Annotated in this window: 14 protein-coding genes; 12 read left to right on the plus strand and 2 right to left on the minus strand. The window is 58.7% G+C overall.

Annotated features, from left to right (window positions below; translation table 11 throughout):
• The 7 genes from WA354_RS22300 to pucL all read left to right on the plus strand — a co-directional run.
• On the plus strand, positions 1 to 912 hold a 912-nt coding region (locus tag WA354_RS22300; protein WP_472815225.1), incomplete at its 5' end, for a hydantoinase/carbamoylase family amidase.
• A gap of 74 nt (positions 913 to 986) precedes the next feature.
• Positions 987 to 3,248, plus strand: a complete 2,262-nt coding sequence (locus WA354_RS22305; protein WP_472815226.1) for a xanthine dehydrogenase family protein molybdopterin-binding subunit — start codon at positions 987 to 989, stop codon at positions 3,246 to 3,248.
• Positions 3,245 to 3,748, plus strand: a complete 504-nt coding sequence (locus WA354_RS22310) for a (2Fe-2S)-binding protein (protein WP_472815227.1) — start codon at positions 3,245 to 3,247, stop codon at positions 3,746 to 3,748. Before WA354_RS22305 ends, WA354_RS22310 begins: the two co-directional genes overlap by 4 nt.
• Positions 3,738 to 4,613 carry an FAD binding domain-containing protein gene (locus WA354_RS22315; protein ID WP_472815228.1) on the plus strand — a complete coding sequence of 292 codons (876 nt, stop codon included), beginning with the start codon at positions 3,738 to 3,740 and terminating at the stop codon, positions 4,611 to 4,613. Before WA354_RS22310 ends, WA354_RS22315 begins: the two co-directional genes overlap by 11 nt.
• Positions 4,613 to 5,122, plus strand: a complete 510-nt coding sequence (gene uraD, locus WA354_RS22320; protein WP_472815229.1) for a 2-oxo-4-hydroxy-4-carboxy-5-ureidoimidazoline decarboxylase — start codon at positions 4,613 to 4,615, stop codon at positions 5,120 to 5,122. The genes WA354_RS22315 and uraD overlap by 1 nt, the downstream gene beginning before the upstream one ends.
• Positions 5,119 to 5,448 (plus strand): hydroxyisourate hydrolase, encoded by a 330-nt coding sequence (gene uraH / locus WA354_RS22325; protein WP_472815230.1) that lies wholly within the window; start codon positions 5,119 to 5,121, stop codon positions 5,446 to 5,448. The genes uraD and uraH overlap by 4 nt, the downstream gene beginning before the upstream one ends.
• A 3-nt stretch (positions 5,449 to 5,451) precedes the next feature.
• Positions 5,452 to 6,294, plus strand: a complete 843-nt coding sequence (gene pucL / locus WA354_RS22330) for a factor-independent urate hydroxylase (protein ID WP_472815231.1) — start codon at positions 5,452 to 5,454, stop codon at positions 6,292 to 6,294.
• A 3-nt stretch (positions 6,295 to 6,297) separates the two neighbouring features.
• Here the strand turns inward: pucL and WA354_RS22335 are convergent, their stop codons facing one another.
• On the minus strand, positions 6,298 to 6,888 hold the full coding sequence (locus tag WA354_RS22335; protein WP_472815232.1) for a nucleotidyltransferase family protein: 591 nt from the start codon (positions 6,886 to 6,888) through the stop codon (positions 6,298 to 6,300).
• 134 nt (positions 6,889 to 7,022) lie between these two features.
• On the opposite strand from WA354_RS22335, the gene WA354_RS22340 reads away from it, so the two are divergent.
• A complete protein-coding gene (locus WA354_RS22340; protein ID WP_472815233.1) occupies positions 7,023 to 8,384 on the plus strand; it encodes an APC family permease in 1,362 nt (453 codons plus the stop codon).
• Between the two features lie 4 nt (positions 8,385 to 8,388).
• Here the strand turns inward: WA354_RS22340 and WA354_RS22345 are convergent, their stop codons facing one another.
• Complete coding sequence (locus tag WA354_RS22345) at positions 8,389 to 8,886, minus strand: DUF2165 family protein (protein ID WP_472815234.1); 498 nt, start codon at positions 8,884 to 8,886, stop codon at positions 8,389 to 8,391.
• A 478-nt stretch (positions 8,887 to 9,364) separates the two neighbouring features.
• Here WA354_RS22345 and WA354_RS22350 point away from each other — a divergent pair, with 478 nt between their 5' ends.
• The 4 genes from WA354_RS22350 to WA354_RS22365 form a co-directional block, all read left to right on the plus strand.
• Positions 9,365 to 13,360, plus strand: coding sequence for a carboxypeptidase-like regulatory domain-containing protein (locus WA354_RS22350; RefSeq protein WP_472815235.1), 3,996 nt, complete (start codon positions 9,365 to 9,367; stop codon positions 13,358 to 13,360).
• 308 nt (positions 13,361 to 13,668) lie between these two features.
• The gene (locus WA354_RS22355; RefSeq protein WP_472815236.1) at positions 13,669 to 14,151 is read left to right on the plus strand and encodes a hypothetical protein; all 483 of its coding nucleotides are present in this window, start codon (positions 13,669 to 13,671) and stop codon (positions 14,149 to 14,151) included.
• Positions 14,152 to 14,254: 103 nt separating this feature from the next.
• Complete coding sequence (locus tag WA354_RS22360) at positions 14,255 to 14,476, plus strand: DUF3185 domain-containing protein (RefSeq protein WP_472815237.1); 222 nt, start codon at positions 14,255 to 14,257, stop codon at positions 14,474 to 14,476.
• A gap of 81 nt (positions 14,477 to 14,557) precedes the next feature.
• The coding region (locus WA354_RS22365; protein WP_472815238.1) for an amidase family protein at positions 14,558 to 15,089 on the plus strand (532 nt) is incomplete at its 3' end.

Below are 15,089 nucleotides of genomic sequence, written 5' to 3' on the forward strand. Positions count from 1 at the left end.
CAAATGGGCAACAAGCCGCGGCGATCGATCGAACTCGTGATCTTCACAGCGGAGGAGCCAACGCGCTTCGGCATCGGTTGCCTGGGCAGCCGCATGATGGCCAACGTGCTCACGTCGCAGCGGGCACTGGCCTTGCGCGACAAAGACGGACGTGGCCTGGAAAAGTGGCGTGCCGAAGCCGGGTTCTCGGGATCTCTGGAATCTGTCGCCGTGCCCAAGGGGCGCTTTCATCAATTTGTCGAGTTGCACATCGAGCAGGGTCCATACCTTGAACAGGAAGGGCTCGACGTCGGACTCGTTACGCACATTGCTGCGCCGGCGAGCCAGCGCATCGTGATCGAGGGCGAGGGTGGTCACGCGGGCGGAAAGCTGATGCCCGGCCGCAAAGACGCGCTAGCTGCAGCCGCCGTCCTCATTCTTGCGCTCGAGGCCGGCGCCAAGTCAACCGGCGTCATCGACACGGTTGGGACCGTCGGCGTCTGCGACGTATTTCCCGGTGCCGTAAACAGCATTCCCTCCCGCGTTCGACTCGAAACCGATATTCGCGACATTGAAGCCGCGCGACGCGATGCGGTGATCGACAAGCTGAAAATCGCTTGCGAAGAGGTGGCACAGCGTCGCGAAGTCTCCATCAAAACTGAAATGGTGAACGCCGATCCCCCGGCGACCTGCGATCCCACGATCCTCAATGCAATGGAGCACGCGGCGAAGGCAGCCGGGAAGAGTTACAGGCACATGGTCAGCCGTGCGTATCACGATTCGCTGTTCATGGCGCGCATCTCTCCCGTCGCCATGCTCTTCATTCCCTGTCGCGGCGGCGTGAGCCACCGGCCCGACGAATACGCATCGCCTGAGTGGATTGGCAGCGGCGTCAACGTACTCGCCCGCACCCTGGCCACGCTCGCGTCGTAGCGCAGGCTTTCAAAGTTCCCCGTGCCGTTGTATGCTATGCGTCAACCGTACGGCGTTTCGCACTTCCCCAAACCATGAGCACGCCCGCGAAAAACCGCATCGTCGGTACCTCCGTTCCCCGCAAGGAAGGTGTGGACAAATTGCGGGGCACAGCACGTTATGTCGACGACATCCAGCGTGAAGGCATGTGGCATGGCGCCACCGTGCGCAGTACAGTTCCGCGCGGGTTGATCCGCTCCATCGGCTTCCATCGCAACATCAACTGGAGCGAGTTCACCGTCGTCACCGCAGCCGACATCCCCGGCGAGAATCACATTCAGATGATCACCGCCGATCAGCCCTGTCTCGCCGACGGCCTAGTGAATCACTGCGAAGAAGCCATCCTGCTCATCGCCCACCCTGACAAGCACAAGGTCCGCGAAGCCGTGAACGCCGTTCACGTCGAATACGATTTGATGCCGCCAGTCTTCACCATCGAAGAGAGCGAGAAACAACAAACGGTGATCTGGGGCGCAGACAATTGCTTCAAGTCCTTCCTTCTCGAGAAGGGCGATGTCGATTCCGTATGGTCGCAGGCGGCGCACATCGTTGAAGGCGAGTACCGCACCGGAGCCCAGGAGCATCTCTATATTGAGAACAACGGCGTGATCGCCGAGTACAACGCCGACGCAGGCATCACCGTGTGGGGGTCGCTGCAGTGCCCGTTCTACGTGCACAAGTCGCTGCTCGCTGTTTTCGATCTGCCGCCTGAAAAAGTTCGCGTCATCCAGACCGAGACCGGCGGCGCTTTCGGCGGCAAAGAGGACTACCCTTCCGTTATTGCATCGCACGCGGCTCTGCTCGCCATGAAGTGCGGGCACCCGGTGAAGATGGTCTACGACCGCATCGAAGATCTCGCCGCGACAACCAAGCGGCATCCCTCGCGTGTTCGCCATCGCACCGCACTCGACTCTCACGGGAAATTGCTGGCGATGGACATCGATATTGCCACCGACGGCGGCGCGTACTCCACGCTTTCCTCCACTGTGCTCTCACGCGCCACGCTGCACTCACCCGGTGCCTATGTCTGCCCCAATGTGCGGGTCCGTTCCCACTCCTGGGCCACAAATACGGTTCCCTACGGCGCGTTTCGTGGCTTCGGCGCACCGCAAACCGTCTTCGCAGTCGAACGCCATATGGATGAAATAGCTGCCGCGCTCAACATTGATCCCGTCGAACTGCGACGCCGCAACTTCATCCACCAGGGCGAAACCACTGCGACCGAACAGTTGATGCGCGAGCCTGTGATCCTTGACAAGTTGCTCGATCGCGCACTTGTCGAAAGCGACTACCACAACAAGCGCGCCCGATTCGCGAAGGAAAACCTGCACAGCCCGATCAAACGTGGCCTGGGCATTGCCGCTTTCTATCACGGCTCCGGCTTCACCGGCTCGGGTGAACGCTACCTCAACTCACTCGCCGGCATCGATGTTACTGCTGAACGCAAAGTACGCGTGCTTGTGTCGAGCACCGAATTCGGGCAGGGCACCAACACCGTACTCGCGCAGGTTGCTGCTGAAACTCTCGGTGTGGACTACGACGACGTCATCATGGCCCCGCCCGACACCAGCGCAGTACCCAACAGCGGGCCCACCGTTGCCTCGCGCACCGCGATGGTGATCGGCCGACTTATTGAACGCGCATCGTTACAACTGATCTCCATGCTGCGCAAACAAGCCGGTTTGCCGGAGCAATTCTCACGTCGGCAATTTTTCGCCGCATGCGAACAACTCCGCAACGAGGCAGGCGAAGTCGTCTCGCTCTGCCGCTACGAAGCACCTCCGGAAATCTTCTGGGACGATCAAACCTATCGCGGCGAAGCCTATCCCGCCTATGGATGGGCAGTCCACGTTGCACAAGTCGCAGTCGACACCGTCACTTACTCCGCCGAAGTCGAAGAGTTCTGGTCGGCGCAGGAGGCAGGCCGCATTATTCATCCCGTGCTCGCTGGCGGCCAGATTGAAGGCGGAATCGCGCAAGCCATCGGTTATGCGCTCTACGAAAAGGTCGTCCTGCAGAACGGCCGCATGGCGAACAACCAGATGACCAACTACATCATGCCGACAGCCGAAGATGTTCCGCCCATCCATGTCTTCTGGGAAGAGCTCCCCTTCGAACACGGTGGATTCGGCGCGAAAGGTATCGGCGAACTGCCTCATGATGGACCGGCGCCGGCAATCCTCAATGCGATACGAGATGCAACCGGCGTCAGCTTCAACGAGATTCCACTGCTTCCTGAGGACCTGTTCGCGAAATTGAACATCGTGCGCAAGATCGAGGAGCCCGCGACTGTATGAGCACGGAGACGGCAATTCGCTTGACCGTGAACGGAGAGGGCCGCACCGTTTCCGTCCCGCCTATGAGGCGCCTCCTCGATGTCCTGCGCGAAGATCTGCACCTCACCGGCACCAAGGAAGGATGCGGCGAAGGCGAATGCGGTTCCTGTTCCGTCCGCATGAACGGTGAGCTTGTAAACAGTTGCCTGGTTCCCGTGTTGCAAGCCGAAGGGACAACCATTGAAACCGTCGAAGGACTCGCGCACGACGGCGTCCTGCATCCCTTGCAGCAAGCCTTCCTGCAATGCGGTGGTGCGCAATGCGGCATCTGCACGCCAGGCATGCTTATGGCAGCCAAACATCTGCTCGCTCACAATCCGCAGCCCTCAATCGCCGAAATCCGCGAAGGACTCGCTGGCAATCTCTGTCGCTGCACCGGCTTCATGCGCATCTTCGAGTCCGTCCTCTCGGCAGCAACAAGCATCGCCGGCACCAGTCAGCAGGAAACGCATGCGCGGTAATGCAGTGAAGCACGAACTCATCGCACCCGGATCGCTCCCGGCCGTGCTCGACCTACTCACCTCCGCTCCGGGCCAATGGACCCCGATCGCTGGCGGCACGGAGTTGATGGTGGCGTTTGCTGCAGGCCGTCTCACCGCGGACAAACTCGTCAGCCTCTGGGGCATCGAAGAGCTTCGCTTCATCGATACCAGGCCGGATCGCATCGCCATCAGAGCCGCAACGACCTTCAGCGATCTGCGAGCAAACCCGATCGTCGCGTCGGAATTTCCGCTTCTCGACAAATCCGCTGGCTGGATCGGCTCCATCGCCAACCAGACACGCGCCACGCTCGGCGGCAATCTCGTGAATGGTTCACCAGCCGCGGACTCTTCGCCGGCACTGCTTGTCTATGATGCGGAAATCGAACTGATCTCTTCGCGCGGCAAGCGGCGCATGCCCTACCGTGAATTCCACACCGGCTACAAGCAGAACGCGATGACCGCCGACGAACTGCTCTACGCCATCCACCTGCCACGCCGTTTCGCGCAGCATCGGCAGTACCTGCGCAAGGTGGGTACTCGCCGTGCCATGGCCATTTCGAAGGTCGCACTCGGTGCCACCGCGCGAGTTAAAGATGATGTCATCGAAGAAATTCGCGTGGCCGCCGCAAGCCTCGCGCCTTTCCCTGTTCGTTTATTCAAAACCGAGGCCGTGCTGGTCGGCCAAACACTTACTTCGAACATTATTGAAACCGCACGCAAGGCTCTCCTCGCCGAAGCCCAACCTATCGACGACATCCGCTCCACCGCGCAGTATCGAAAAACGGTAGGCGCCAACCTTCTCGCAGAATTCCTGCTCACTCTGAATCGGGAGCCGATGGCGTGATGAACCCTGTGCTCGATGCATGGAACAACGCCAGTGAAAGTGAAGCCGTCGAAGCAATGATGGCCTGCTGCGGAGCGCGGCGCTGGGCCAATCAGATGGTCGCGCTGCGTCCTCTAGCGGGCAGACCCGCGCTGAGTGAAGCCGCCGATCGCACCTGGGCCACAATGGGGGAACCTGACTGGCTCGAAGCCTTCGCATGCCATCCGCGCATCGGTGAACGTAAAGCAACACCCGCACCGGAACGCTCCACCGCATGGTCAGAGCAGGAGCAGTCCGGCACCAAGAGTGCTACCCGGAACATCCTGCGCGAACTCGCAGAAGGAAACGAGCTCTATGAGCAGCGCTTCGGCTTTACCTACATCGTGTGCGCCACCGGAAGGAGCGCCGACGAGCTGCTCGACATCCTCAAGTGCCGCCTCGCCAACGATCGCATGGCAGAATTGAAAGAAGCCGCCGAGCAGCAGCGGCAGATCATGCAGATTCGCATCGGAAAGTGGTTGCTGTCATGAGCAAGATCACGACGCACGTTCTCGACACGGCGCTCGGAAAGCCCGCAGCCGGCATTGCCGTCAAGCTTGAACGAAAAAAAAGCAATAACTGGAGTGTTGTCGCGCACGCAGAGACCGATCGCGATGGACGCTGCAATAATCTGGCGCCGGACGTCTTGCCCGGCGTCTATCGCCTGACCTTTGCAACCGGCCCATATCTGTCCCATGAGGGCCGCAACACCATCTATCCCGAGATCGCAATCACATTTCAATGCGGCAGCGACGCGCACTACCACCTTCCGCTCCTTTTGAGCGACAACAGCTACACAACCTACCGAGGAAGCTGACCGATGGCCAGACTGGGTGCGAATTGCTATGGAAAAAGTCGCGTGCGCCTGTCGCGCATTACTCGATCAGCAGACCGCCACGACTTCAACGAGTGGACGGTGCAGGTGTTGTTGCACGGAGACTTCGAGACGAGTTTCACCGAAGCCGACAACAGCAGAATCCTGCCCACCGACACGATGAAGAACACGGTCTACTCCATCGCACGCAGGTCAAGCGCGGCCACCATCGAAGAATTCGCGATGGAACTCGGCGATTATCTGCTTAACAACAATCCTCAGGTCTCGAAAGCCAGCATCGAGATCGATGAGAAATGCTGGGAGCGGCTGGTGATCGATCGCATACCCGATGCGACAACATTCAAGCTGGCGGGTGACGAAGTCCAGACCGTACGTGCCGAGCGCGACCGCGAAGGCGGCTGGGTGATTACCTCCGGCGTGGACGGATTGACGATTCTCAAGACAACCAAATCCGCATTCACCGGTTACATCAAAGACCGCCTGACAACGCTGAAACCCGCCGCCGACCGCATCCTCGGAACACGTGCGACCATCCGTTGGGACTATGTCTCTGTTTCCCCAAAATTCTCCGAAGTCCGCGCCAGAATTATCGCCGTCCTGCTCAAGGAATTTGCGGCTCATCACAGCATGAGCGTGCAGCACACGTTATTCGACATGGGAAAAGCAGCGCTCTCTGCTGCTCCCGAAATCGCGCGCATCCACCTCGCCATGCCGAATCTGCACCATCTGCTCGCCGATCTCAGTCACTTCGGACAAGACAATCCCAACCACATCTTCGTCCCGATCGACGAGCCGCACGGCTACATCGAAGCCACAATCGAGCGCTGACCGTCAGCCAGGCAGAGCAAGATCTTCGGGCCGATCGATATCGATTTCTCCGCCGTCAAGCGGAATTGAAATAACAGGCCAGGGTGGGTGTGCCAGCAGTGCACGCGCACCCTTATCGCCGCGAAGAGCGAGCAGATCATGAAGAGCCTGTCGGGGGAAAATTGCCGGGATGCCGCGAATTCCGCCGTAGGCCGATGCAATTGCCGTCGGCGCCGATTGCGCATAAGACATCTGGATCAGGCGCCCGAGATGCTCCGCAGAAACCCGCGGCTGATCGCAAGTCAGCAGCAGGACCCCTTCCGCAGTTGGCGCCTCAGCCTGCACAGCCTTCACGCCCGCGCGAATGGAACTCGCCACGCCCTCCTCCCAATCCGCATTTATAACGATAGCCGCAGCACCGAAATCAATTGCGCTCTCGATCCGTTCGCGGTGCGCACCGAGCACGACAAACACCGGTGATGCGCCAGCCTCCTGGGCGAATCGAATCGCGCGATGCAGCAACGGTTCGCCGTCAATCAAGACCAGTTGCTTGGGCTGGCCGAGCCTGCTGCTGGAACCCGCGGCGACGATGATGGCAGCAACAGACATCGGCATCAGTCTACGCCGCTCTCCTTGACTCCAACCGAACTCGCAGGCAAGACTAGCTCCATCAGGCAAAAATCTCCGCGGCGAAAGGCTGACCGGTGGGCGACCCAAAGAGCGCGAGTGCCGAAGTGTATCCGGAGCAAATGAAGAACGAGGATTACGGTCTGCATGCCGGTGTTCTCGGTCCGCTTGAGACGCTGGCTCAGTCGGTCTCGGCGATGGCGCCCTCCACTTCCCCATCGCTAACCATCCCGCTGGTCTTCGCCCTCGCCGGCAACGCCACATGGTTCGTCTACCTGCTCGCCACCGGTGCCACATTGCTCGTGGGCTTCTGCGTGAGCCGTTTCGCGCGCCTTTCCGCATCTCCGGGTTCGCTCTACACCTACACCGCTGATACATTGCCGCCGGTGTTTGGGGTTGCCGCAGCGTGGGCGCTGCTGCTGGCATATCTCGCCATCGCGATCTCGGTCGCCGGTGGCGCACTCTACTACACCAACGTGCTTGCGCAGCAATTTCTTCACTGGACCCCACCGTCATTACTGACACTTGTTGTGGTCTGCGCGGCCGCGGGCTTCGTGGCCTATCGTGATGTCAAGCTCTCCGCCGAGTTGATGCTTTGGATCGAGGTATGCTCGGTCAGTCTCATCTGCATCATCCTCACGGTCATGCCGGTTCGCTTCGGGTTTCATCTCGACATGGACCAGTTCAGGCTTCGCGGCGTTTCGTTTTCCTCCCTCGGCCCCGCGCTCGTTCTCTCCATGTTCAGCTTCGTGGGATTCGAAAGCGCAACCACGCTGGGGGGCGAAGCGCGCAATCCCCTGCGCACCATTCCGCGCGCTGTGATCCAATGTGCTATTCTCGCCGGCATCTTCTTCGTGTTGTGCTCATACTCTGAAGTGCTTGGGTTCCGCGGCGAATCGGGCAAGCTCAGCGACACGACCAGCCCGCTGCACCTTCTCGCCGATAAAGCGGGCGTGTCGCCATTGGGCACCGGCATCGACTTCGGCGCACTCATCAGCATGGTTGCCTGCGTTCTCGCCTGTGTCACCGCCGCGTCGCGGGTGCTGCTGCGCATGGGACGGGAACGTCTGCTGCCTGCCCTGTTCGAAAAGATCAGCCCGCGTCATGGCACGCCGGTTGCTGCTGTTGTACTCTCTACCTGCGTTGTCTTTATAACAGCAGCGCTCATGGCCATGCGCGGTGTGAGCGGATCCGACGTGTACGACCTTCTCGGATCCTTATCCGTCTTCGGCTTTCTCACTGCCTATGCGCTGGTGGCCGCCGCTCTACCCTTTGCGCGACGGGCGCGCGGACAGCATTCCCACTTTATAGCTGCGATCAGCGCCCTTGCAGTTCTCGTGGTGATACTGATCGCTGTCTTCGATCTGCGCTCCACTGCCGACGTCGCCCACGCACGGCTCCCGTATATCTACCTGCTCTATATCGCGGCGGGACTCGCATGGTATGCAGTGCGCCGCAAGCAATCCGCAGTCGCCACGGGTTGAGCCGCTATACCTGGGTGTCCATGTCAGGCTGCAAAAGCAGCAACAATACGAATCCGATGATGACGAACATGCGAAACGCTTCTTCCTGACCATTCCAGATATGCGATTGCCACATCAGGAACCACTCCCCGCCTACATCCAGAAACGCAACGAGCCACATCAGCAGCGAGAGCGTCAGCGCGACCACCGCCATACGCTTTCTTTCATTAAAGACACGCGCGTCTTTGTGCAACACGCGGATCAGGTTCGCCAACGCCCACCATGCAAGGATCGCGGTCACGAACTCCCAGGCGATGATCAACCAATAGGAAGCAAGATGCATTGTCGGCGACGTCAATGCCCGCCACATCCCGTGATTGCCCGGAATCGTCGTATCCATCGACAGCACATGCCCGATGAACTCATAATTCGAGCTGAAATCGGTCAGGTTGTTGAACACGACGAGCGTGCAATAGAGTGCAATTCCTGCCAGCAGCAGCATCTTCGCCAAACGCGTAAACATCTGCGAAACCTCTCAATTGCTAAGGTCACGAGCCGCCTCACGCGTTCTACTGCGTCACGGGAACTGACGGTGATCCGGCATGCACCATCCTAGCGCCCGCTTTGCGGGTGTCCAGTACAAAATCACTTTGACCAAAGGATGGATTGCGGCAATCCCGTCTCCCACATTCTCGAATTGTGGAAAACGAGAACCTGGTGATGAATAACAGGTCTCAAACATCCCAGTGCGAGATCTTGTGATGCCGCCGCAAGTGCCTGATTCGCCGGAATCCTTAGATGATTTTTATGGATAGATTGCTAGTCTGGCGCCACGCTAGACTTCCAGATTCCGTGCATACCCTGCCAATCGATGTGTATCCCGCAGAGGATTCACATTCAGCTTTTCGGTGATTCAGTAGTTCTGAACTCATCTTTGAGTGCTTTTCCAAATTGAGAAACTCCAGGAAAACTCTTCCGAGGCCAGAAAATTGAAATATTTCATGCGAGTTCGTTCATTCGTGCCGTCCCAGTTGTTGATGTTCGCGACAGTCGCAGCGTTGAGTTCCTTACACGTTCTGGCGCAGCAAACCCTTGGAGGCCTCACCGGCGAGGTCACCGATGCGTCCGGCGGCGTAATCCCCAATGTGACCGTCACCGTGGTAGATGAGTCCACTTCGTTGACCCGCACGACCACCACCAATGCGTCGGGCACGTACGCGCTGGTGAACCTGCCCATCGGGACTTATACGTTGACCTACAAAGCCGACGGATATGATCTGCAGAAGACCCAGCACATCACCTTGCAGGCCAATCGAACCGCGACCGTAAACGCGTCGCTCAAGATTGGGCAGACTACCACTACCGTTGAAGTGGAAGCTTCCCCGCTGATGAATGCAGTGGACACCACCGTCGGCTACGTTCTGGACAAGACGCAGATCGAAGCAGTGCCGCTTGCAACCGGCAGTTTCACCGGCCTCGCGACTCAATCGAGCGGCGTCAGCGCAGAGCTGGGAGGTGGAACGGGATCGAATTCTGGTCTCGGCAATGCGCCCATCTGGGCCAACGGCCAACGCGACACGTCGAACAGCTTTCTGTTGAACGGCGTTGATGCCAGCAACCTGTTCAACGGCAAGAGCACCAGCCAGGTATCATCGGCGCGCGTCATCAACAGCACCGGCGTGCAGACCAGCCCCGGCGGAGGTGGTGGCACAATTCCTTCCGCGGCGTCTGTCTACCTGTCGATCGGTAACGCGATTCCCACGCCGGCGCCGGAATCCATCGCCGAGGTCCGTGTAAACGCATCCATGTACGACGCCACCCAGGGTTCTACTTCAGGCGCGCACATCGATCTCAGTACCTCCTCCGGCACCAACAACTATCACGGCTCACTCTACGGACGCCGCGGTACTGACTGGCTCAACGCCGCTCCATTCTTCTTCAACCAGGACCCAGCCGTTCCGGCCAACGATAAGGTTCCGGAGTTGCATCGCTACCTGGTTGGTGGCACCGTCGGCGGTCCCATCATCAAGGACAAGCTTTTCGGCTTTATGTCTTATCAACACCTGAATGTATCGGACGCGGAGATCGGCGATTCCTTCCTGGACGTCCCTGTTGGCCTGGGCGACGACCGTTCTGCCAGCGCGTTGGCAGACCTGACCAACAACTCGTTCGGCGAGAACATCGGTAATCCGAACGTCCTGCCGGCGAACATTGACCACAACGCACTCGTCCTGTTCAATTCACCCGCGCTTCCCGGCGAACCCGGCAAGTGGTTGATCCCCAATGACGGCCTTCGCGGCGTTCCTCCCACGATCACACATCTTGATAACGCCTTCATTCCCGGGACCGCGCAATTCAAAGCAGATCTGGCCGTGGCTGACGTCGATTACAACGCCTCTAAAAAAGACACGATCAGCCTGAAGTACTTCTACCAGCATGATCCAACTGTTGCGCCGTATACATACTCCAGTGTCCCCGGATTTCCGGAGCACCTCGACTCGGGCGCACAGGTCGCCTCCATCACCAATAGCTACCTGGTAAAGCCAAATCTCAGCACTACCCAGACCTTCGGATTCATCCGCGAGAAGAACTGGGCAGATAACAAGCAGGCATTTGGTCCAGACTCCATTCCGGGCGGCGCGGCCGGCACTGGATCGATCAATATGTTTGGCTCGAGCTACTTCCCCGGGATTTCCATCTACAACGTACTGGGCCAGTACCAGCCCAGCGGTGTCAGCAACGTTTATTTGAATATCGGCCCCAATGCCGAAAGCCAGTCTTCCAACACTGGCGTGTTCCAGAATCGGTTCGCCCCTTCAGGCAGCGCCATCTGGACGCTCGGTAAGCACACGCTCGACTTTGGCGCGAGCTATTCCTATACCCAGCTCAACACCATCGACAAGCGCACCGGCACCGGCACGATCGCCACGTCTGACTTCAGCCAGTTCGTGCAGGGGTTTGTTACCCCGGGCAGTTCGGCAACCGGTTTCTACGTCACTTCATTCCTGCAAGGCGACGCCAGCCGCTACTACCGCTCGAATCAGCTCGGAACTTATCTGCAGGACAAGTTTCAAGTGACGCCAACTATTTCTCTGACCGCCGGCGTGCGCTATGACTGGGATGGCGGCCTCACAGAAAAATACGGGCGCATCTTCAACTTCGATCCCAGTTCGTATAGCTACAACGCGGCCAATGACAGCATCGACAGCACCGGTCTCATCATTGCCGGCAATAACAAAAACGGCACCAAGGGCGTAAGCGCGACGACCCTGACCGGCCGCCAGTGGGGCATCGCTCCTCGTATCGGCGCGGCATGGCAACCGGAGGCGTTCCACAGCAAAGTCGTTGTTCGCGCCGGCGCCGGCATGTATTACGACCGCGGCGAGCTCTTCAGCTATCTTTCTCCCGGTTACGCCATCGGAACCGTAACGGGTGGTCCTTTCGGAGTCAACCAGCAACTGCCTTTTGTGAACGCATCCACATGCCCCACATCTTCGCAGTCGCTTTACGGCTCTTACGGCACGTACTACATTCCGACCTGCGGCGGAAACGGCGGCTACGGTCCCCCAACGGCCCTGCCGACCGATCAAGAGGGCAATCTCGAAAATCCTTACGGCACTACGCTTCAACATGCAGCGCCATCGAATCCCAAGGCCTCTGACCTTGCCAACTATCTGCCGAACGCCTACAGCATTGAGAACTACGGCGACGGCGCTCCCGACGTGATCAACAACGGTCAGCCCATCTCGCTCGGCGTGTACAACCGGAACAACAAGCTGCCCTATACGTTCAACTACACCCTGGACGTGCAGTGGCAGCCTAGAAACGATCTGGCAATTCAATTGGGCTACGTCGGCAACCTCGGTCGTCACCAGGTCATTCCTTTGCCCTTCAATCAGCCGAAGATCGCGTCTGCTTCGAATCCCTCACTGGGCGGCGGGGCGTATCAACAGAACTACAGCTATGGCTATAACGTGCTCGGTGCCACGTTGCCTGATGGCAGCGGCTACCAGGCAAACTACGAAGGCGGTAACGTCGACCTCCGCGTTCCCTATATCGGCTATGCGGCTGAATCCATCTCCTACGTGGCCGCCGGCGTTGATTCCTACAATGCCCTGCAGGCTCATGTCGAGAAGCGGATGAGCCACGGCTTCCAGGTGGGTGCCTCGTACACCTGGTCGCACGCACTCGATGAGCAGAGCGGACTTGGCCTCTTCTACAACGGCAACAACCCGTTGAACCTGCGCAGCGGCTATGGTTCGTCGGATTTCGACCGCACCCACGTCATCACTTTCAACTACATCTTCGATATCCCGAAGACTGCCAATGAGCAATCCCTGCTTGGAAAATTTGTCGATGGCTGGTCACTGGTTGGTTTGACCGTTCTGCAGAGCGGCCAGCCCTATAGCGTCATCGACTACTCTGGCGCGATCGGCAGCATCTACTACTCCACCTCGAACGGCATCACGAATCCAATCGTGCCATTGGCCCCCGGATGCACTGCCAAGTCCGCGCTGACCGGGCATTCCGGTGCATGGACGCCCGTACTCGGGCCGTCCGGCGCAGCGTTAAAGGCCTCGTGCTTCACTCTTCCACTGCTGCCGGCGGGCGGTCTCGGCGGCGCCATTCCCGACTCAGATCCCTACGAAACAGGATTTACGACCGGCCAGCGCAATATATTCCGCCAGGCCTTCCAGCGCCGCGCCGACGCTTCGCTGGTGAAGCAAACAAAACTGACGGAGCGCTTCAACCTGAAGTTCACCGTCGATGTGTACAACCTGACCAATACCACCAGCTTCGATATCCCGGGCAATGAAGTCTCCCAGAACGCGTTCTACAACCCGTTCCCGGCAGCGGGCCAGCCCGTTCTGCCCAGCGACTGCACGGGGGGCGGAGAGTGCAACTCGCTCTACAGCTTCCCGTCAGGACTCGGCATCGTGACCCACACCATCGGCAGCCCGCGCCAGATGCAGATGTCGCTGCATCTCGATTTCTAACCAGTTTGCTTGAACGCAAAGGCGATCGCTCCGGCGATCGCCTCCTTTTTGCCCAAGCGCACCGTAGCGCGCGCTGAAATTGAGAATTCGCATGTGGTCCCTATTGCTCAGACATGGCAATCGCGAATCGCTAAAGTGAAGAGTATAGGGATAGATAGATGGTCGTGCACTCCCCCTCCGGCACTGGAGGGCACCTTGATACAGATTCAAAATCCTTATGGTAGCTGCTGATGCCGGGTTATTCTTAACGGCTTCACACAGCATCCCACGCACTGCAAAGAACCGCAGACACCTTAAGGGGGTCATTTATGCGCGGACTCAAGACTCTAGTTTCAACTGCAGCTCTGCTCGCGGGGCTCGCAATGGCGCCAACGGCGCAAGCTCAGATTTCGATCAACATCGGCGTTCAACCCACCTGCTCTTACGGATACTACGGATATGCGCCGTACGGATGCGCGCCAAGAGGCTATTACGGCTCGGGTTATTTCTATAACGGGATTTTCGTCGGGATAGGCCCATGGGCCGGCTATGGCTATAGCCACGGCTGGGGCGGACATCGATTCGTGAGTGACGGCGGTGGAAGCTATCACGGCGGAGTCGGCCACACAACCTACCACGAGAACCAGGGCAACAAGGAGTCGCAGAAAAATTACCAGCAACACGGTGGTGGTAATGACAAGCCTCACGCCGGCAACCCGGATCACGGTGGCGGCAACGACAAGTCTCACGCCGGCAACCCGGATCATGGCGGCGGCAACGACAAGTCTCACCACGATAACGAGCAAAAGTAATCCGCAGACGCGGAATTGAGCATCTGACTATACGGCAAGCGGCGGAGCACCTGCTCCGCCATTCTGCATTTTACCGATCCTGAATGAACTGAATGGAGATTCCATGAAACCTGCCGCAATTGTGGGTATTTTGCTTATTGTCGTCGCTATTATCGGCTTTGCTCTTGGTGGAATCAGTTTCACCCACGAAAAGAAAGACGTGGATCTAGGCCCTCTTCAGGTCTCTCACAAAGAAACGAGTACTCTACCGATTTCGCCAATTCTCAGCACACTGTCTCTACTAGCCGGTGTTGGTCTGGTGGTGGTTGGCGTACGTCGTACATAGCGACTTTTGCGGTCCGCTTAACCCTCAGTAATCTCTCAACCAATACAAGACTGCGTCCGACCTGCAGCCTACAATGCAGCCATGGACTTCTCCTCCAGGACAATTCGCGGCGCGCGCGAAGCGTTGGCCGCTGAAGGCGTCAATCCTGGGGATCTTGCCCAAGAGGCGTTGCAATGCGCCAACCGGAATTCCGGCAAAAACACTTATCTCTGGCGCAATCCCCAGTGGACCGTGGAAGAAGCCGCGCGAGCCGCTGCGATGCCTCGCACGACCGGCGGCCGCTTCGGCGATGGGCGCAGCAATCTCTGGGGCGTACCCGTTTCCGTAAAAGATTGCTTCGACCTTGCGGGCGCTCCAACTAGTTGCGGCGTGAAGTTTTATCGCGACCTCAACGGCAAAGCCCAAATCGATTCGTGGCTGGTCGAACAACTTCGTAAAGCCGGCACCGTCATCACCGGCAAAACCCACCTGCATCCCCTGGCCTACGGCATCACCGGCGAAAATCCCGAGTTCGGGGATTGCGATCAGCCCGGCAACTCCGGCGCTCTCACCGGCGGCTCGTCAAGCGGTGCGGCAGCAAGCGTACTCGAAGGCTCAGCGCTCGCCGCTATCG

Source organism: Occallatibacter sp. (assembly GCF_049802275.1).
Classification (GTDB): Bacteria; Acidobacteriota; Terriglobia; order Terriglobales; family Acidobacteriaceae; genus Telmatobacter.